Genomic DNA, 18676 nt, shown 5'->3' with positions numbered 1-18676 from the left:
GCGGGTTTTTTCGTGGATGCCCTGATGGCGACAATCGTCATCTGCGCGTCAGCGCTGTGAGGACAGACTGCCTGCGAGCCTTGAGATCAGTGCAGGCCGCCATCGCGGATCACGCCCACGCCGAGGCCCTCGATTTCCAGGCTGTCCGTGCGCAGATCCACCTTGATGGGAGCGAAGTCCTCGTTCTCGGCTTCCAGCCATACGTAATGGCCATCGCGACGGAAACGCTTCACCGTCACTTCATCCCCCAGACGCGCCACCACGATCTGTCCGTCACGCACGCTGCTCGTGCGGTGCACGGCCAGCAGGTCACCTTCCAGAATGCCGACATCCTTCATCGAGACCCCGCGCACGCGCAGCAGATAGTCGGCGGCAGGCGAGAAGTAGTCACTGGGCAGCGGGCAATGGCGATCGATATGCTGGCTGGCCAGGATAGGGCTGCCAGCGGCCACTTCCCCGATGACCGGCAGGCCCTGCTCGCTATCCTCTTCCGCCTCGGCCAGAGACGGCACGCGGATGCCCCGCGAGGTGCCCGGCACCATCTCGATGGCTCCCTTGCGCTTCAGGGCACGCAGATGCTCTTCCGCGGCATTCGGTGAGCGAAAGCCCAGTGCCTGGGCGATTTCGGCACGCGTTGGCGGATAGCCTGAGGACTTGATGGTCTTGATGATGAAATCGAAGACATCCTGCTGGCGCGGAGTAAGCGGCTGAGTCATGGGCATTGCCTTTGGCCTGGGCGGCATCTGAGCTGACGGCACGGGGTGTGCATCCATACAACTGTCATTGTATCCAGTCATGGCGGTCATGCAAGGCATCGTGGTTGCTTTGGCAGCAACGTTGCCGGCATCTTCGTCGACATCGACATGCTGACGCGAGACAGCGGGTGTCCGGGACGCCCCATGACCATCCCGTCCCCGAATGTCCCGCGTGAATGCGCGTCCTGCCGGTCTTGGCTGTCGAGTGTTTGAAACAACCAGCAATTGCCAGTCATGGCATGGACAGCTAGAATTACCTTGTTTCAAACGAATGTTCGTCGGGCGCATCCGGCTACCGGTACACAGGCCCTGTGTGTCCTGTGCTCGGGACACGGCTCGTGGCAGCCTCCGCCTCGGAGTCGCTGCCTGACACGCGGTGCGTGAAGACCGACATGTCGTTTGATTGACCTGCATGAGAAGAGTCGCCCCCCGGGCCACGGCCTTGCCGTTTCCCGGGGGGACAAGGACTCCCGTGCCCCCTCGTGACTGATCACCTGACAAGGCATCCGCCCATGGCCCAGACCGATACCGTTACCCGTATCCTCGATACCGCCGAGGTCCTGTTCGCCGAGCGAGGCTTCGCCGAAACCTCGCTGCGCAATATCACCAGCAAGGCCAAGGTCAACCTGGCGGCGGTCAATTATCACTTCGGCTCCAAGAAGTCATTGATCCAGGCAGTGTTCGCCCGCTATCTCGACCCCTTCAGCGAGCGTTTCCATGCGGCACTCGACAGTGTCGAGCAGCAGCATGCCGGTCGTCAGGTGCCGCTGGAAACGCTGCTGGAAGTGATGGCGCGCACGGTGCTGGAGGTGCCGGCCGAGCGCAACAGCCTGCGTACCTTCATGCGCCTGCTCGGGCTTGCCTATACCCAGGGGCAGGGTCACATGCGTCGCTACATCCGCGAGCATTACGGCACGGTCTTCAGCCGCTTCGCCGAGCTCCTGAAGCTTGCGACGCCGGACCTGCCAGACAACGAGCGCTTCTGGCGTCTGCACTTCATGCTCGGCAGCGTGATCTTCACCTTCTCGGGACTGGACGCACTGCGCGATATCGAAGAGGCCGAATACGGCCATCACACCAGTGTGCGCGAGCTGATCCAGCACATGCGTCCGGTGGTGGTGGCGGCGATGGCGGCTCCGCTGCCGGCCTCGCTCGGAGATGGTGAAGCGGTCACCCAGGCGGCCAGCTGATGGCTTGCTGGGTGGCGGTGGATCTCACCCGCCAGCGTCTTGAGATACGCAATGACGCGCCCAGTGGCAGTCGTGATGCGCCGCCCCCCGCGGCTGACCCTGACACGCTGGTGCATGCCTGTGCGATCTCCAGCGGCCTCAACGGTATCGGCGAGCTCGATGGCAGCGGTTGCACGCCGACCGGCTGGCATGTGGTTCGCGCCGCGATCGGGGAGGGCAATCCGCGTGGTGCCGTCTATCGTGGGCGGCGCTTCACGGGAGAGGTGTTCACGCCTCGACTGGCCGCCGAGCACCCCGAACGCGACTGGATCTTGACGCGTATCCTGTGGCTCAGCGGTCGTGAGGCCGGCATCAACCGTGGCCGCAACGCGGCGGGACAGCGCGTCGACAGCCTGCGGCGCTACATCTACTTCCATGGCACGCCGACCAGCGAGCCGATGGGCACCCCGGCCTCCCATGGGTGCATTCGTCTGCGCGATGAGGATCTGCTGTGCCTTTACCAGCATGCGCCCGCCGGAACGCCAGTGCTGTTGCATGCCTGACGCTGCGTTGCCTGGCGGCTGGTGCTCGCGACTGTTCGAGTCGCGCTCAGTCGGCTAGAATTGCGCCTTTCCTCGCGCCGGCCGCCTGTCCTGAGGCTTGTCTTCCAGGCTGCCGAGCCCCGTAACGACATGAAACCCTGCCGTGCGTGCCATGCCTTGCAGCGCATGACACGGCCAGCAGGCCATGGACAGGAAGGATGTCATGACACAGCCATTGGGCTCCGTAATGCTCGACGTCGAGGGGCATACCCTCACGTCTGACGAACGTGAACTACTGGCACGCCCCGCCGTCGGCGGCGTCATCCTGTTTGCGCGCAACTGTGTTTCTCCCGAGCAGGTGCTGGCGCTGTGCGGTGAGATCCGCCGCGTCAATCCACATCTGTTGATCGCCATCGATCAGGAAGGCGGACGGGTGCAACGGCTGCGCGAAGGCGTGACCCGCCTGCCGCCGATGCGCGCCCTGGCACATTGCTGCCTGGGACGTGACTGTGACGGCTGCGGTGATGATGCCCAGTCGTCAGGGCTCGGGTTTGCCCGTGACGCCGGCTGGTTGCTGGGCATGGAGATGGCCGCCATTGGCTGCGACATCACCTTCGCGCCGGTATTGGATATCGATGTCGCGGGCTCCACCATCATCGGCGACCGCAGTTTCGGGACGACTCCCGAGGACGTGATTGCCGTCGGTACCGCCTTCATCGAGGGCCTGCGCGAAGCTGGCATGGCAGCGGTCGGCAAGCATTATCCCGGTCATGGTGGCATCGCGGCGGATACCCACCGCGAGCGCGTGATCGACCCCCGCCCCTTCCGCGAGCTGCGCGAGCATGATCTCAAGCCCTTCGCGGCGCTGGCGGATCGCCTGGGTGGCGTGATGCCGGCTCATGTCATCTACCCCGATTTCGATGCGCGCCCCGCCGGCTTCTCGCCAAGCTGGCTGGGGCTGCTGCGTGAGGAGTTCGGTTTCAAGGGCGCCATCTTCTCCGATGACCTGGGCATGGCGGCTGCCGTGGCCGAGGGCGAGCCGGAAGTGCGCGCTCGTCTGGCACTGGATGCCGGCTGCGACATGGCGCTGGTGTGCAATGATCCCGCCGCCGCACGTGCCGTGCTCGACAGCCTCGATGGGGATGAGCAGCGCAATGCCGGCAAGCGTCAGGCGCGTCTGCGCTACGGGCGCGCCCGCCCCACGCTCGAGGGCCTTGCGGGGCTGTCTCGCTGGCGGCGTACCCATGCACGTCTCGAGGCGCTGGCGGCCAGTCAGCCGCTCGAGCAGGTGGCCATGCCATCGGGCTTGGCTGAATGAGCCAGCCTTGAGGGGCTTTTCCTCCAGACGTCACCCAAGGACTCCACATGGCTGAGAAATCCGCCACCGAGGCGGCTGCCGACAAGCTGGCGGCGCCTGCCGAAGAGATGATCAATCACTGGGTCGAGCCGCTGCGCAACTGGGTGGAGCAGACCTTCGGTCTGCCACTCTGGGGGATCAACCTCGCCCTGGTGCTGGTGGCCGTGGTCGTGCTGCATCTGAGCGAGCGCATTCTGCTCAGTCGCCTGGCCGTGCATGCCGAGAAGAGTCGCAACCTGTGGGATGACGCGCTGCTGCATGGGCTGCGCCATCCGCTGTCTCTGTGGCTCTACAGCATGGGGTCGCTGGTCGCGCTGGATATTCTTGCCCATCAGTTCGCGCCCGGCAGCCTGGAGGCCTATCTGGGCACGGTGCGCCAGATCATCACCCTGCTGGCGCTGGCCTGGGCGTTGATTCGCATGATCAAGCGCTTCGAGTCGCTGCGTACCACGCCACCGCCCGGCACCAACGTCAATGCGATGGATGCCACCACGGCCTCGGCGATCAGCAAACTGCTGCGTGCCGTCGTGATCGTGCTGGTGGGTCTGGCCATCCTGCAGAATCTCGGTGTGTCACTGTCCGGCGTGATGGCCTTCGGTGGGGTCGGCGGTATCGCGGTGGGCTTCGCCGCGCGTGATCTGCTGGCCAACTTCTTCGGTGCCCTGATGATCCATCTCGACCGCCCATTCAAGGTCGGTGACTGGATTCGCTCGCCGGACCGCGAGATCGAGGGCACCGTCGAGGACATCGGCTGGCGGCTGACGCGCATCCGCACCTTCGACATGCGTCCGCTCTACATCCCCAACGCCATCTTCACCAGCATCGCGGTGGAGAATCCGTCACGGATGTACAACCGGCGCATCTTCGAGACCATCGGCTTGCGTTATGAAGATGCCACCCGGGTCGGTGACATCATCACCGCGGTCCGCGAGATGGTGGAAGGGCATGACGAGATCGACCAGACGCGGACCCAGATCGTGAACTTCAACAGCTACGGTGAACACTCGCTGGACTTCTTCGTGTACGTCTTCACGCGCACCACCGACTGGGTGAAGTATCACGCCATCAAGCAGGATGTGCTGCTGCGCATCCATGACATCATCCGTGAGCACGATGCACGCGTGGCCCTGCCGGGGCAGCGCCTGCACTTCGCTGACGTGCTGTCCCTCGAGGGCGCTGCTCCTCAAGGCGACACGAATGCTGATCGCGAGTCGTCCTCGCGCCGACCGCAAGACGAACAGGACGGCAAGGCCGCTGAAGCCTCGCCGTCACACGCTGCGCAGAGCGGGTCCCGCCGTTCTGCTTCATCCTCCGCTGCTACATCCTCTGCCACGTCCGCCCGACGTGGAGATGAGGCCAGTGATACCCAGGAAACTCCCGATGCTGACTCCGACGCCTGACTCCCTGAGCGCCCTGCATGCCGAAATGCGAGACGTGATGGACAACGCCGACTGCCTGATTCCCCAGGCAGAGCTGGAGGTCGCACTCGATCGCATGGCCGGGGAGTTGACCCGCAGCCTTGGTGATCGCATGCCGATCTTCTACTGCGTGATGAATGGCGGCCTGATTACCGCAGGTCAGCTGTTGACCCGACTCAAGTTCCCGCTGGAAGTCGATTATCTGCACGCGACGCGTTACCGCGGTGCCATGCGCGGTGGCGAGCTGTTCTGGCGCGTCAATCCGGAACTGCCGATGGCCGGTCGTGACGTGGTCATCGTCGATGACATCCTCGATGAGGGTGGCACCCTGGCGGCCATCATCGAGTACTGCCGTGAAGCGGGTGCGCGCAGCGTGTCCAGCTGTGTGCTGGTGGACAAGAAGCACGATCGCAAGGCCTATCCGGGCTTCAAGGCCGACTTCTGTGGTCTGGATGTCGAGGACCGCTTCCTGTTCGGTTTCGGCATGGATTACAAGGGCTACTGGCGCAACGCGCCGGGCATCTACGCGCCCAAGGGGCTGTAGCGTTCCTGAAGACGAGGCGGTTTCGTCGCGCTGCCGTCCTGTCTCACCATCGCAGCCACGCCGGCATGTGATCACCACCCGCCCGGGCCACCGCGGCGGGTGGTGTCGTTTTCGGGGCCTTTTCTCGTCTCTTGGCGCAGAGCGTGACGATTGTGCTTGTCGTTGTCGGTTGGCTCGGAGTAGCGTTCGCTCAGGGGCGAAGCGTTCGGCCCTTGAGAGATTCCTGCACATGGGTGGCGAGGAGACAGGGGATGCTGGCAGTCATCGGGGGGACCGGGTTCGGCCATTGGCCGGGGCTGGAGGTGCTCAAGCGGGGTGGTCAGGAAACTCCCTTGGGGGCGGCGTCCTGCGGGGTGGTGCAGGGGCGGCTCGGCGGCAGGTCGATCCTGTTTCTGGCGCGGCATGGTCAACCCCACAAGATGCCGCCGCACCGAATCAATTATCGCGCCAACCTGTGGGCGCTCAAGCAGGCCGGGGCGACTCACGTCGTTGGCGTCAACTGCGTGTCAGGTATTGACCCGACGCTGACGCCGGGCACGCTGGTGGTCCCGGATCAGTTGATCGATTACACGACGGGGCGCGAGGGCTCGTTCTTCGATGGCCGTTTCAAGCCGTTCCAGCATGTGGCATTCGCCTGGCCGTATCACCGTGTCTGGCGCGAGGAGCTGCATTCGGCGGCCTCTGACGCGGGACTGGCGATCCAGGCAGGCGGAGTGCTGGGCGTGGTGCAGGGGCCGAGACTGGAAACCGCGGCCGAGATTCGTCTGATGGCGCGCGATGGCAATACGTTGGTGGGCATGACGGGGATGCCCGAGGCCGTGCTGGCCCGTGAACTCGAGATGGAGTACGCCAGCCTGTGCCTGGTGATCAGTCACGCGGCCGGGGTCGGGGAGGAGGAGCCGACGAGGGCCGGAACGGAGTCGGTGATCGAGGCAGGCATGCCGCAGGTGCAGCGCTTGCTGGCGGCGCTGCTGGCACGCCATGCGTGAGGCGCTTGTCCCTGGGAGGTGAGGCGGTCTGCCTGCCAGAAAAACGGCCTGCATCAGTGATGCAGGCCGTTTTCATGTTCCGCGCATTTTCACGTGCACAGAGGTGAGTGGGGGCGTCAGGCCGCCTGGGTCTTGGCGTTGAGCAGCTCAAGTAGGGATTCGCAGAAGCTGAAGCGCGCCTCGGCGTCTTCCATCTCGGTGGTGAAGCGCAGCGTGTCGGCACCTTCCAGCCTGTAGACATCGGGCTGGCGCTGGATGAGTGTCACCAGCGTCAAGGGATCGACAGGCGTCTGGGCGCCGAAGATGATGCGGCCGCGTGCGGCACCGGCTTCCAGCTTGACGATGCCCAGTGCCTGGGCGCGCTGGCGCAGCCGGGTCTGGCGGAACAGCGTCTTGACCGGCTCCGGCAACAGGCCGAAGCGGTCGATCATCTCGACCTGCAATTCCCGGAGATCGCTGGCGTTCTCGGCGTTGCTGATGCGCTTGTACATCATCAGGCGCTGCTGGACATCGTGGAGGTAGTCACCCGGAATCAGCGCCGGCAGATTGAGTCCGACTTCCACACCCTCATCCAGCGGCGATTCGATGTTGGGTGTCTTGCCGGCCTTGATGGCCTTCACGGCGCGATCCAGCATCTCCATGTACAGCGAGTAGCCGATGGTTTCCATCTGGCCGGACTGCTCATCACCCAACAGCTCGCCCGCGCCACGGATCTCCATGTCATGGGAGGCCAGGGTGAAGCCTGCCCCCAGGTCATGCGATTCGCTGATTGCCTCCAGACGCTTGACCGCATCGCGGGTCATGGCCTTGGGGTGCGGGGTCAGCAGGTAGGCGTAGGCCTGGTGATGCGAGCGCCCGACGCGCCCACGCAGCTGGTGCAGCTGCGCGAGGCCGAACTTGTCGGCGCGTTCGATGATGATGGTGTTGGCGCTCGGGACGTCGATGCCGGTCTCGATGATGGTCGAGCAGACCAGCACGTTGAAGCGCTTGTGGTAAAAGTCCGACATGCGCCGCTCCAGGCTACGCTCCGGCAGCTGCCCGTGGGCGACACCGACGATGGCTTCCGGCACCAGTTCCGCGATGCGTGCCGCGCTTTCCTCGATGGTCTTGACCTCGTTGTGCAGCACGTAGACCTGTCCGCCGCGCAGCAGCTCACGCAGGATGGCTTCCTTGATCACGCCGTCGTTGCGCTGCTGGACGAAGGTCTTCACCGATAGGCGGCGCGCCGGTGGCGTGGCGATGATGGACAGGTCGCGAATGCCGCTCATCGCCATGTTGAGCGTGCGCGGAATCGGCGTGGCGGTCAGGGTCAGGATGTCCACTTCGGCACGCAGGCTCTTGAGTCGCTCCTTCTGGGAGACCCCGAAGCGGTGCTCCTCATCGATGACCAGCAGTCCCATGTTGGGCAATTCCAGCGACTTGGAGAGCAGCTTGTGGGTGCCGATCACGATATCCGCCTGCCCCTTGCGGATGCGCTCCAGTGACGCTTCCTGGCCCTTGCCGCTGGTGAAGCGCGACAGCAGGGCGATCTCCACCGCGGTGTCGGCGAAGCGATCGCGGAAGTTGTCGTAATGCTGCTGGGCCAGCAGGGTGGTGGGCACCAGCACCACCACCTGACGGCCGGAGTTGACGGCCAGGAAGGCGGCGCGCATCGCCACCTCGGTCTTGCCGAAGCCGACATCGCCGCACACTACGCGATCCATCGGCTGAGGAGAGCACATGTCCTGGATCACCGCACCGATGGTCTGCGCTTGGTCCGGTGTCTCCTCGAAGGGGAAGCTGGCCGCGAAACGGGCGTAGTCCTCGGCGGGGAAGTCGCAGGCATGGCCGACACGCGCTTCGCGCCGTGCATAGACATCCAGCAGCTCGGCGGCGGTGTCGCGAATCTTCTCGGCCGCCTTGCGCTTGGCCTTCTCCCACTGCTCGGACCCCAGCTTGTGCAGCGGTGCCAGTTCATCGCTGGCGCCGGAATAGCGTGAGATCAGATGCAGGCTGTCCACCGGCACATAGAGCTTGGCGCCGTCGGCGTATTCAAGGGCGAGGAACTCGGCTTCCTGGCCGCCGGCATCGATGGTCTCGAGTCCCAGGTAGCGACCGACCCCGTGGGTGTGGTGTACCACCGGTGCGCCTTCGCGCAGCTCCGAGAGATGACGCACGGCCAGTTCGTTGTCATCGGTGGCACGCGCCTGACGACGGCTCTGGCGGACTACCTCGCCATAGAGCTCGGTCTCGGTGACGATGACCAGCCCCTTGGCGGCGTCTGCGCGCTCGGGGGAGGGCGCCTGGGAGGCCTGCTCACCCGCTACCCAGGCACCACGCGTCAGGCCGCCGACGGTCAGGCCGACCGCGGCGGGACTGTCGACGAAGTGCTGGAAGCTCGCGAAGTCCTCCAGGCTGCGTAGCCCGAAGCTGCGCAGCAGCGGAGCGAGCTGCTCCTCGACGACTTCCCGGCGACCCTGGGTCTCGGCGACGAACAGGATGCGCTGTGCGCTCTGGCCGTTGAGTCGCTGCTTGAGGAAGCTCGCCAGCGCCTGGGTGGGGTCGGCGCTGCGTGCATCGATGGCGAGGCTGGGCAGCGCCTGCTGGCCGAATTCGATGGTGTGCGCATTGGGCTCGCGTAGTAGTTCGATGCGCTCGTGCTGCTTGATCAACGCGAACAGTTCGTTGACCGGCACGAAGGCGCGATGCGGCGGCAGCAGCGGGCGCGTGGGGTCCACGCCGAGATTGGCGTAGCGCGTGGTGATGGCGTCCCAATGATGTTCGGCCGCTTCGCGAGCTCCCGGCAGCATGGCGATCCGCAGGTTGTCGCCCATGTGATCGAACAGCGTCGCAGTCTCCTCGAAGAACAGCGGCAGATACTGCTCGAGCCCCGGTGAGGGAATGCCCTTGATGGCATCGTTGTAGAGGATGCACTGGCGGGGGTCGACATCGAACAGTGTCTCGAAGCCCTCGCGGAAACAGGCGATGGCGCTGCGCGTCAGAGGATATTCGTGGGCGGGCAGGATCTCGATCGCCTCGACCTTGTCGCCGCTGCGCTGGGTGTCGGGGTCGAAGGCGCGCAGGGTGTCGATCTCGTCATCGAACAGATCGATTCGCAGCGGTTGCTCACTGCCCATCGGGAACAGGTCGATCAGCGCGCCGCGCAACGCATACTCTCCGGGCTCGTAGACGGTCTCCACCGCACGGTATCCGGCACGTGAGAGGCGTGAGCGGAAATTCTCGCGGTCGAGAGTGTCTCCCCTGGCGAGACTGAAGACCTGGCCGGCGATGTAATCCGCCGGCGCCAGGCGCTGCATCAGGGTGTTGACCGGCACCGGCACGATGGCGCGGCGGCTGGCCTGCAGGGTGCGCAGCGTGCGCAGGCGCTCCGAGACGATGTCCTGGTGGGGCGAGAAACTGTCGTAGGGCAGTGTCTCCCAGTCAGGGAATGGCAGCAGGCGCTCCGGGTGGCGGGTATAGAAGTGCAGGTCCGCCTCCAGACGCTGGGCGCTGGCGGTGTCCGGCGTGATCACCATCAGTGGCGCTTCATCGGCGTCCGCCAGGCGCGCCAGCGCCAGGGCGGCAGCGCTGCCATCCTGCAGCGTCCAGTAGGTGGTCTCACGGGGAGAGCGTGGCAACGGGGGCGTCAGCGGAGTCTCGAACATGGGCTCTGGTGTCTTGTGTCCTGGGCTTGGGCGCACGGGAAGATTCACCGGCGGGAGGGGTGCTCCTCGCCAGTCACGCCAAACGGTGAAAGCCCGCGGCGGCGCGAGCGATGGTGATGAAGGCGCAATGGTCGGCGCAGGGCGCTCCTCGTGGCAGCCAGCATGGAGGGGGCGTTCTGACGGTCCGCTCTGATGGTCGCAGACCCAACCCCTTGCCGTGACGGGGCTGCCGAGGCGGTGTCGTCAATGCCCTGCGCCTGATGATAGCAAGTCATTCCCTGTCATGGGGGCGAGGCGTGGCCTTTTCATCGGTGGCGAGGCCCGGAATCTCGCAAGAGCTTGTCCGGCGATCCTCCACGGGATGCGGACGGTGCTTCAGGAAGGGCTCTTGTAGTCAAATCGTTGATTCTGTAGCACTACTACCCTCCGTGCGACCATCCTTTCATTGTGACCCCGCCCCCCGTTACGCATACTCAGCTGGCCTTGTCCGACGCTGCAAGCTCGCTTGCCGCGTTCGCCTATCGTTCGCCAGTCAGAGGAATTCCTCCGTGAGCAAAGAGAATCTCGAAGCCTGTTTCAAGCAGTGGCAAGACAATGAAGCCCTCGCCGAACAGATGATCCCGCTGCTGGGTGACCTCTATCGTCGCTTCAATGTCGTGCCCTCCATCTATGGGCGTTCGCTGATCAACCGCTCCATGGTGCGTATCCTCAAGAACCACCGTTGGGTGCGCAAGGCGGAAGGGGTGGAGCTGTCCGTCGAGGACACCTTCCCGCTGGTGCGTGCCATGATCGAGCTGAATCTCGGGCCGGCCCATGTCGATATCGGCAAGCTGGCGGTGGCCTTCAAGCGCTCCGACGAGACGGACATCACTGCCTTCCTAAAACGCGAGCTTGCCGAGATCGTCGGTGGCTACGTCGAAGGCGGCATGGGCGGCGACCCGAAGGATGTCGTCCTGTATGGCTTCGGGCGTATCGGCCGCCTGCTGGCGCGCATCATGATCGAGAAGGCCGGTGGCGGTAATCTGCTGCGTCTGCGCGCCATCGTGGTGCGTGGCAGCAAGGAGGATCTGGAAAAGCGGGCCAGCCTCCTGCGTCGTGATTCCGTGCATGGTCCCTTCGAGGGCAGCATCACGGTCGATCAGGAGAATTCGGCGCTGATCGTCAATGGCAACTACATCAAGATCATCTACGCGAACTCGCCGTCCGAGATCGATTACACCGCGCACGGCATCGACAATGCCATCGTGGTCGACAATACCGGCAAGTGGCGCGACGAGGCCGGACTGGGGCAGCACCTCGAGTGCAAGGGCGTGGCCAAGGTGCTGCTCACCGCTCCGGGCAAGGGCGATCTGAAGAACATCGTCTATGGCGTCAACCACACCGACATCCGTGACGATGATCGCATCATCTCCGCGGCGTCCTGCACCACCAACGCCATCGTGCCGGTACTGAAGGTGCTGCACGACGAATACGGCGTCAGTCAGGGGCATGTGGAGACGGTCCACTCCTATACCAACGACCAGAACCTGATCGACAACTTCCACAGCGGGGACCGTCGCGGTCGCGCGGCGGCACTCAACATGGTGCTGACCGAGACCGGTGCCGCCAAGGCCGTCGCCAAGGCGCTGCCGGAGCTTTCCGGCAAGCTGACCGGCAACGCGATCCGCGTGCCGACACCCAACGTCTCGATGGCGATTCTCAATCTGACGCTGGACACCGCAAGTGACGCCGAGCGCATGAATGACTTCCTGCGCACGGCCTCTCTGCACTCTTCACTGCAGAAGCAGATCGACTACGTCGATTCCTGTGAAGTGGTCTCTTCCGACTTCGTCGGCAACCGTCATTCCGGCATCGTCGATGGTCAGGCGACCATCGTCACCGACAAGCAGGCCGTCGTGTATGTGTGGTATGACAACGAGTTCGGTTACAGCTGCCAGGTCGTGCGTATCCTGCAGCACATGTCCAACGTGCGTTTCAGCTATTTCCCCACTCGCTGAGGCAATGGGTCGCGCCATGGCGTGATTCACGCACGGTGAGGAAAAAATGCCTGTCAATACAACGCCCCTGCCGTCCTCGATGGCAGGGGCGTTGGCGTGTTGAATGCCCTCACCACTTTAGTGTCGTATGGTCTTTCGGGGCTCGCATCTTTATAATGAGGCGGATTTTTTTGGGCCGGTCCAATCTCTGGGCTACACCTCCAACCGTCTGATAAGAAAAGCATTCACATCAACTGAAACGCGAATCTCGCGAGGTTGCCTGGCCGTATGTCGGCCTCGAGGCGTGTCATTGATGCGTGATCTTTCCTGAACAACATCAGATCCGACAATTGGGCGAGTCTATGATCGAAGTCAAACGTGGCCTGGATCTCCCCATCGCCGGGGCGCCGGAGCAGCGTATCGAGGATGCGCAGCCCGTTCGTCGCGTAGCGATCCTGGGTGTTGACTACGTCGGCATGAAGCCGACGATGGAAGTCCGTGAAGGGGACAAGGTGAAACTGGGGCAACTCCTGTTCACCGACAAGAAGACCCCGGGCGTCCGTTACACCGCGCCTGCTGCCGGGACCGTGGTCGAGATCAACCGTGGCGAGAAGCGCAAGCTTCTGTCCGTGGTCATCGAGACCGATGCGCAGGGCGAAGCGGTGGAATTCACCGCGCATGGCGAGGCGGCGCTGGCCGGTCTCGAGCGTCAGGTCGTGGTCGACCAGCTGGTCGACTCCGGTCTGTGGACGGCATTCCGTACCCGCCCGTTCTCGCGTGTGCCGGCACTGGATGCCACCCCGGCAGCCATCTTCGTCACCGCCATCGATACCCACCCGCTGGCCGCAGATCCGGCCGTGGTGCTCAAGGGGCAGGAAGTTGCGTTCCGTCAGGGTCTCGTCGCATTGACGCGTCTGACCGAAGGCAAGGTGTTCCTGTGCCAGGCACCGGGCGCGGATATCCCGGGCGGCGATGTGGCCGGCGTGGTCAGCGAGTCCTTCAAGGGCCCGCACCCGGCAGGTCTGCCGGGTACGCACATCCATCATCTCGCACCGGTCAGCCTGAAACGTCATGTCTGGCATGTCGGTTATCAGGATGTCGTCGCCATCGGTACCCTGCTGGCGGAAGGGCGTCTGGACACCACGCGTGTCATCGCCGTCGGTGGCCCGCGTGCCACCAAGCCCCGCCTGCTGCGTACCCGTCTGGGCGCGAGCACTGAAGAACTGCTCAAGGGGGAAGTCGAGCAGCCGGAAGATACCCGTGTGATCTCCGGTTCCGTGTTCTCCGGTCTGACCTGTGAAGGGGCGCTGCGTTTCGTCAGCCGCTATCACACTCAGGTGAGTCTGCTGGAAGAAGGCAACAAGCGTGCCTTCATGGGCTGGCTGTCCACCGGTGCCAATCGTCACTCGGTGCTGGGTATCTACCTGTCGAAGCTGACCGGTCTGCGTGACTATCGTCCCAACACCTCCACCAATGGCTCCGAGCGTGCCATGGTGCCGGTGGGGGCGTACGAGAAGGTCATGCCGCTGGACATTCTGCCGACGCAGCTGCTGCGCTCGCTGATCGTGGGTGATATCGAGACCGGCATGCAGCTTGGCTGCCTGGAGCTTGATGAAGAGGACCTCGCACTGTGCACCTATGTGTGCCCGGGCAAGTACGAGTACGGTCCCATCCTGCGTGACAACCTCACCACGATCGAGAAAGAGGTCTGATGATGGGTATTCGACAGACTCTGGATAACCTGGAGCCGCACTTCCACAAGGGTGGCAAGTACGAGAAGTTCTACGCGCTCTACGAAGCCGTGGACACGATTTTCTATGCGCCGGCGAGTGTCACGCGTTCCACCGCGCACGTGCGTGATGGTATCGACCTGAAGCGCATCATGATCACGGTCTGGATGTGTACCTTCCCGGCCATGTTCTTCGGCATGTACAACGCCGGTCTGCAGGCCAACGAGGCCATCGCTGGCGGTTACAGTGCATTGGGCGGCTGGCGTGAAGCCATCGTCATGATGCTGGCGGGCAGCCATGATGCGGGCAGCGTGTGGGCCAACTTCATCCTGGGGGCCACCTACTTCCTGCCCATCTATCTGGTGACCTTCGCGGTCGGCGGCTTCTGGGAAGTGCTGTTCGCGATGCGTCGCGGTCACGAGGTCAACGAAGGCTTCTTCGTCACCTCCGTGCTCTTCGCGCTGACGCTGCCGGCCACCATCCCGCTGTGGCAGGTCGCGCTCGGCATCACCTTCGGTGTGGTGATCGGCAAGGAAGTCTTCGGCGGTACCGGCAAGAACTTCCTCAACCCGGCGCTGTCCGGTCGTGCCTTCCTGTACTTCGCCTATCCGGCCAGCATTTCCGGTGACGCGGTGTGGGTGCCGGCTGACGGCTATACCGGTGCGACCGCACTGTCCACCGCGGCACAGGACGGCATGAGCGCCCTGATGCAGCAGATGAGCTGGACCGATGCCTTCCTGGGCTTCATTCCGGGCTCGTTGGGTGAGGTATCGACGCTGGCCATCTTCCTCGGCGCGGCGGTACTGCTGTGGACGCGCATCGCCTCCTGGCGAATCATGCTGGGCGTGTTGCTGGGCATGGTCGCGACCTCGGCGCTGTTCAACGCCATCGGCAGTGACACCAATGCCATGTTCGCGATGCCGTGGTACTGGCATCTGGTCATCGGCGGCTTCGCCTTCGGCATGGTCTTCATGGCCACCGATCCGGTCTCGGCTTCCATGACCGACAAGGGCAAGCTGATCTTCGGTGCACTGATCGGCGTGATGACCGTGTTGATCCGTGTCGCCAACCCGGCCTTCCCGGAGGGCATCATGCTGGCGATCCTGTTCGCCAACCTGTTCGCCCCGCTGATCGACCACTTCGTCGTGCAGGCCAACATCAAGCGCCGCGTCAAGCGCGAGGCTGCCGGCATCGCGAACGAGGAGACCGCCTGACATGGCCAGCAACAATTCCATCAAGAAGACCCTCGGCGTCGCGCTCGGGCTGTGCATCGTCTGCTCGGTGGTGGTATCCACCGCAGCGGTCGTGCTGCGTCCGATGCAGATGACCAATGCCGAGCTGGACCGCAAGAGCAACATCCTCGCGGTCGCCGAGCTGCTGCAGCCGGGCGAGGATGTCGGCCAGCAGTTCCGTGACAAGGTCACCGCCAAGGTCGTCGACCTGAACAGCGGTGAGTACGTTGACGACATCGATCCGGAAAAGTACGACCAGGCCAAGATGTCCAAGGACCCGGCCACCTCACGTACCCTGTCCGGTGACGAGGATCTGCCGGGCATCAAGCGTCGTGAGCAGTACTCGGTGGTCTATCTGGTCGGTGATGTCGAGCAGCCGGACGAGATCATCGTCCCGGTGCGTGGCAACGGCCTGTGGTCGATGATGTACGGCTACCTGGCACTCAAGGGTGACGGCAACACCGTGGTGGGTCTGTCCTTCTATCAGCAGGGGGAAACTCCGGGGCTGGGCGGCGAAGTCGACAACCCGAAGTGGAAGGCCCAGTGGGATGGCAAGAAGATCTATCCCGAAGACAGCATGGACCCGGAAGTGCACCTGAAGAAGGGCGGTGTCAATCCGTCATCTCCGGATGCCAAGTACCAGGTTGATGCCCTGTCAGGTGCTACCCTCACCAGCAACGGCGTGACCAACCTGCTGCAGTTCTGGATGGGTGAGAATGGCTTCGCCAAGTACCTGACCCAGTTCCGCGACGTCAAAGGAGCGTAATGATGGCAGCCGAAACTCCTAAAGGTGTCCTGACGACGCCGATCTTCAAGAACAACCCCATCGCGCTGCAGATCCTCGGTATCTGCTCCGCGCTGGCGGTGACCAACTCGATGAACACCGCCCTGATCATGGGGATCGCAGTGTCACTGGTGACGGCGTTCTCCAGTCTGTTCATCTCGTTGATCCGCAATCACATCCCGTCGTCCATCCGCATCATCGTGCAGATGACGATCATCGCCTCGCTGGTCATCGTGGTCGATCAGTCGCTCAAGGCCTTCGCCTTCGAGACCTCCAAGCAGCTGTCGGTCTTCGTCGGTCTGATCATCACCAACTGCATCGTGATGGGCCGCGCGGAAGCCTACGCCATGCAGAATGGCCCGGCGATGAGCTTCATCGACGGTATCGGCAACGGTCTCGGCTACACCGTGATCCTGCTGGTGGTCGGCTTCGTGCGTGAGCTGTTCGGTTCCGGCTCCCTGTTCGGCGTGACCATCCTGCAGACCGTCAACGACGGTGGCTGGTACATCCCGAATGGTCTGATGCTGCTGCCGCCGTCCGCGTTCTTCGTCATCGGTCTGTTCATCTGGGTGCTGCGCAGCGTCTATCCGGAGCAGGTCGAGAAGGCGGAGTACAAGATTACCGCCAACACCAAGATCAAGGAGGCCGTGTAACATGTTCGAACACTACCTGAGCCTGTTCATCAAGGCCGTGTTCGTCGAGAACATGGCGCTGGCCTTCTTCCTGGGCATGTGCACCTTCCTGGCGGTGTCCAAGAAGATCCAGTCCGCGATCGGTCTGGGCGTGGCCGTCATCGTCGTGCTGGCGGTGACCGTCCCGGTCAACAACCTGATCCTGAACTATCTGCTGCGTGAAGGCGCGCTGACCTGGACCGGTCTGGAAGGTGCGGAAAGCATCGACCTGTCCTTCCTGGGTTACCTGTCCTACATCGGCGTCATCGCGGCGATCGTCCAGATCCTCGAGATGTTCCTCGACAAGTTCGTGCCGGCGCTCTACAACGCGCTGGGCGTGTTCCTGCCGCTGATCACGGTCAACTGCGCGATTCTCGGTGCGGCCCTGTTCATGGTGCAGCGTGACTACAGCTTCGGCGAGTCCGTGATCTATGGCGTGGGTGCCGGCTTCGGCTGGGCACTGGCGATCGCCGCACTGGCCGGTATCCGCGAGAAGCTCAAGTACTCTGACGTGCCGGCTGGCCTGCAGGGTCTCGGCATTACCTTCATTACCGTTGGCCTGATGTCGCTGGGCTTCATGTCCTTCTCCGGCGTCCAGCTGTAACGCAACCGAGCATAAGGAAATCGAAATGGTAGATACCTCCATCATCGTGCTCGGCGTCGTCATGTTCACCGTGGTCGTGATCGGCCTGGTGCTCGTGATTCTCGCGGCACGCAGCAAGCTGGTCTCGAGCGGTGACGTCCAGATCGAGATCAATGGCGACCCCGCCAACACCCTGACCACCCAGGCCGGCGGCAAGCTGCTGCAGACCCTGGCGGCCAATGGCATCTTCCTGTCCTCCGCCTGTGGTGGCGGTGGTTCCTGTGCCCAGTGCAAGTGTCGGATCGAGGAGGGCGGCGGCTCCATCCTGCCCACCGAGGAATCCCACTTCACCATGGGTGAGAAGAAGGAAGGCTGGCGCCTGTCATGCCAGGTCCCGGTCAAGCAGGACATGAAGATCGAAGTGCCGGAAGAGATCTTCGGTGTGAAGAAGTGGGAAACCACCGTGACCGCCAACCCGAACGTCGCGACCTTCATCAAGGAGCTGAACCTGCAGCTGCCGGAAGGCGAGGAAGTCAACTTCCGCGCCGGCGGTTACGTGCAGCTGGAAGCGCCGGCCTACGACATCAAGTTCTCCGACTTCGATATCGAAGAAGAGTATCGTGGTGACTGGGAGAAGTTCGGTCTGTTCAACGTTCAGCACAAGAACGAAGAGCCGGTCATCCGCGCCTACTCCATGGCGAACTATCCGGAAGAGTACGGCATCCTGAAGTTCAACATCCGTATCGCCACTCCGCCGCCGAATTCCCAGCATCCGCCGGGGCTGATGTCCACCTATGTCTTCTCGCTGAAGCCGGGTGACAAGGTGACCGTGATGGGGCCGTTCGGTGAGTTCTTCGCCAAGGATACCGACGCCGAGATGGTCTTCATCGGTGGCGGTGCCGGCATGGCGCCGATGCGCAGCCATATCTTCGATCAGCTCAAGCGTCTGAATTCCAAGCGCAAGATGTCGTTCTGGTACGGTGCGCGCTCCATGCGCGAGTCGTTCTACAACGAGGAATACGACCAGCTGGCCGAAGAGAACGAGAACTTCGAGTGGCACCTGGCGCTGTCTGATCCGCAGCCTGAGGACAACTGGGAAGGCCCGACGGGCTTCATCCACAACGTCCTGTACGAAAACTACCTCAAGGACCACCCGGCCCCTGAGGACTGCGAGTACTACATGTGCGGGCCGCCCATGATGAACGCCGCCGTCGTCAAGATGCTGACCGACATGGGTGTGGAGCCGGAGAACATCCTGCTCGATGACTTCGGTGGTTGATCG

15 protein-coding genes are annotated in these 18676 nt (G+C 63.3%); 13 read left to right on the top strand and 2 right to left on the bottom strand.

Annotated features, from left to right (window positions below; translation table 11 throughout):
* Window positions 1-86: 86 nt before the first annotated feature.
* Window positions 87-716 carry a transcriptional repressor LexA gene (lexA, locus tag QD172_RS04660; protein WP_077371975.1) on the bottom strand — a complete coding sequence of 210 codons (630 nt, stop codon included), beginning with the start codon at window positions 714-716 and terminating at the stop codon, window positions 87-89.
* A gap of 551 nt (window positions 717-1267) precedes the next feature.
* On the opposite strand from lexA, the gene QD172_RS04655 reads away from it, so the two are divergent.
* From QD172_RS04655 to QD172_RS04630, 6 genes are all read left to right on the top strand, one after another.
* Entirely contained in the window at window positions 1268-1945 is a 678-nt protein-coding gene (locus QD172_RS04655) for a TetR/AcrR family transcriptional regulator (RefSeq protein WP_077371978.1), read from the top strand.
* Window positions 1945-2487, top strand: coding sequence for a L,D-transpeptidase (locus QD172_RS04650; RefSeq protein WP_279855131.1), 543 nt, complete (start codon window positions 1945-1947; stop codon window positions 2485-2487). Before QD172_RS04655 ends, QD172_RS04650 begins: the two co-directional genes overlap by 1 nt.
* 202 nt (window positions 2488-2689) lie before the next feature.
* Window positions 2690-3784 carry a beta-N-acetylhexosaminidase gene (nagZ, locus tag QD172_RS04645; RefSeq protein ID WP_084209151.1) on the top strand — a complete coding sequence of 365 codons (1095 nt, stop codon included), beginning with the start codon at window positions 2690-2692 and terminating at the stop codon, window positions 3782-3784.
* A 47-nt stretch (window positions 3785-3831) separates the two neighbouring features.
* Window positions 3832-5223, top strand: a complete 1392-nt coding sequence (locus QD172_RS04640; protein WP_240499577.1) for a mechanosensitive ion channel family protein — start codon at window positions 3832-3834, stop codon at window positions 5221-5223.
* A complete protein-coding gene (locus QD172_RS04635) occupies window positions 5204-5785 on the top strand; it encodes a hypoxanthine-guanine phosphoribosyltransferase (protein WP_077371987.1) in 582 nt (193 codons plus the stop codon). The genes QD172_RS04640 and QD172_RS04635 overlap by 20 nt, the downstream gene beginning before the upstream one ends.
* A 251-nt stretch (window positions 5786-6036) precedes the next feature.
* Window positions 6037-6774 (top strand): S-methyl-5'-thioinosine phosphorylase, encoded by a 738-nt coding sequence (locus tag QD172_RS04630; protein ID WP_191236680.1) that lies wholly within the window; start codon window positions 6037-6039, stop codon window positions 6772-6774.
* A gap of 116 nt (window positions 6775-6890) precedes the next feature.
* On the opposite strand, the gene mfd is transcribed toward QD172_RS04630, so the two are convergent.
* Window positions 6891-10418: a transcription-repair coupling factor gene (mfd, locus tag QD172_RS04625; protein ID WP_077371993.1), complete on the bottom strand. Its 3528-nt coding sequence runs from the start codon at window positions 10416-10418 to the stop codon at window positions 6891-6893.
* A 548-nt stretch (window positions 10419-10966) separates the two neighbouring features.
* Here mfd and QD172_RS04620 point away from each other — a divergent pair.
* From QD172_RS04620 to nqrF, 7 genes are all read left to right on the top strand, one after another.
* Window positions 10967-12415, top strand: coding sequence for a glyceraldehyde-3-phosphate dehydrogenase (locus QD172_RS04620; RefSeq protein ID WP_077371996.1), 1449 nt, complete (start codon window positions 10967-10969; stop codon window positions 12413-12415).
* A 341-nt stretch (window positions 12416-12756) separates the two neighbouring features.
* A complete protein-coding gene (locus tag QD172_RS04615; protein WP_084209148.1) occupies window positions 12757-14106 on the top strand; it encodes a Na(+)-translocating NADH-quinone reductase subunit A in 1350 nt (449 codons plus the stop codon).
* Window positions 14106-15338: an NADH:ubiquinone reductase (Na(+)-transporting) subunit B gene (locus tag QD172_RS04610; RefSeq protein ID WP_279855129.1), complete on the top strand. Its 1233-nt coding sequence runs from the start codon at window positions 14106-14108 to the stop codon at window positions 15336-15338. Before QD172_RS04615 ends, QD172_RS04610 begins: the two co-directional genes overlap by 1 nt.
* Before the next feature lies 1 nt (window position 15339).
* The gene (locus QD172_RS04605; protein ID WP_077372005.1) at window positions 15340-16122 is read left to right on the top strand and encodes a Na(+)-translocating NADH-quinone reductase subunit C; all 783 of its coding nucleotides are present in this window, start codon (window positions 15340-15342) and stop codon (window positions 16120-16122) included.
* 2 nt (window positions 16123-16124) lie between these two features.
* Complete coding sequence (locus QD172_RS04600; protein WP_077372008.1) at window positions 16125-16793, top strand: NADH:ubiquinone reductase (Na(+)-transporting) subunit D; 669 nt, start codon at window positions 16125-16127, stop codon at window positions 16791-16793.
* A gap of 1 nt (window position 16794) precedes the next feature.
* Window positions 16795-17415 (top strand): NADH:ubiquinone reductase (Na(+)-transporting) subunit E, encoded by a 621-nt coding sequence (gene nqrE, locus QD172_RS04595; protein WP_077372011.1) that lies wholly within the window; start codon window positions 16795-16797, stop codon window positions 17413-17415.
* Between the two features lie 25 nt (window positions 17416-17440).
* A complete protein-coding gene (nqrF, locus tag QD172_RS04590) occupies window positions 17441-18673 on the top strand; it encodes an NADH:ubiquinone reductase (Na(+)-transporting) subunit F (protein ID WP_077372013.1) in 1233 nt (410 codons plus the stop codon).
* Window positions 18674-18676: the final 3 nt, after the last annotated feature.

The organism is Cobetia sp. 10Alg 146 (assembly GCF_029846385.1).
Taxonomy (GTDB): domain Bacteria; phylum Pseudomonadota; class Gammaproteobacteria; order Pseudomonadales; family Halomonadaceae; genus Cobetia; species Cobetia marina.
The sequence above is the reverse complement of the archived record's forward strand: the minus strand, read 5'-3'. Positions and strand labels throughout refer to the sequence as shown.

Coding starts and splice junctions, on each gene's coding strand:
- QD172_RS04650 (WP_279855131.1), top strand. CDS start 1,945: ATGGCTTGCTGGGTGGCGGTGGATCTCACCCGCCAGCGTCTTGAGATA.
- QD172_RS04635 (WP_077371987.1), top strand. CDS start 5,204: ATGCTGACTCCGACGCCTGACTCCCTGAGCGCCCTGCATGCCGAAATG.
- mfd (WP_077371993.1), bottom strand. CDS start 10,418: ATGTTCGAGACTCCGCTGACGCCCCCGTTGCCACGCTCTCCCCGTGAG.
- QD172_RS04640 (WP_240499577.1), top strand. CDS start 3,832: ATGGCTGAGAAATCCGCCACCGAGGCGGCTGCCGACAAGCTGGCGGCG.
- nqrE (WP_077372011.1), top strand. CDS start 16,795: ATGTTCGAACACTACCTGAGCCTGTTCATCAAGGCCGTGTTCGTCGAG.
- QD172_RS04600 (WP_077372008.1), top strand. CDS start 16,125: ATGGCAGCCGAAACTCCTAAAGGTGTCCTGACGACGCCGATCTTCAAG.
- nagZ (WP_084209151.1), top strand. CDS start 2,690: ATGACACAGCCATTGGGCTCCGTAATGCTCGACGTCGAGGGGCATACC.
- QD172_RS04630 (WP_191236680.1), top strand. CDS start 6,037: ATGCTGGCAGTCATCGGGGGGACCGGGTTCGGCCATTGGCCGGGGCTG.
- QD172_RS04655 (WP_077371978.1), top strand. CDS start 1,268: ATGGCCCAGACCGATACCGTTACCCGTATCCTCGATACCGCCGAGGTC.
- lexA (WP_077371975.1), bottom strand. CDS start 716: ATGACTCAGCCGCTTACTCCGCGCCAGCAGGATGTCTTCGATTTCATC.
- nqrF (WP_077372013.1), top strand. CDS start 17,441: ATGGTAGATACCTCCATCATCGTGCTCGGCGTCGTCATGTTCACCGTG.
- QD172_RS04610 (WP_279855129.1), top strand. CDS start 14,106: ATGATGGGTATTCGACAGACTCTGGATAACCTGGAGCCGCACTTCCAC.
- QD172_RS04605 (WP_077372005.1), top strand. CDS start 15,340: ATGGCCAGCAACAATTCCATCAAGAAGACCCTCGGCGTCGCGCTCGGG.
- QD172_RS04615 (WP_084209148.1), top strand. CDS start 12,757: ATGATCGAAGTCAAACGTGGCCTGGATCTCCCCATCGCCGGGGCGCCG.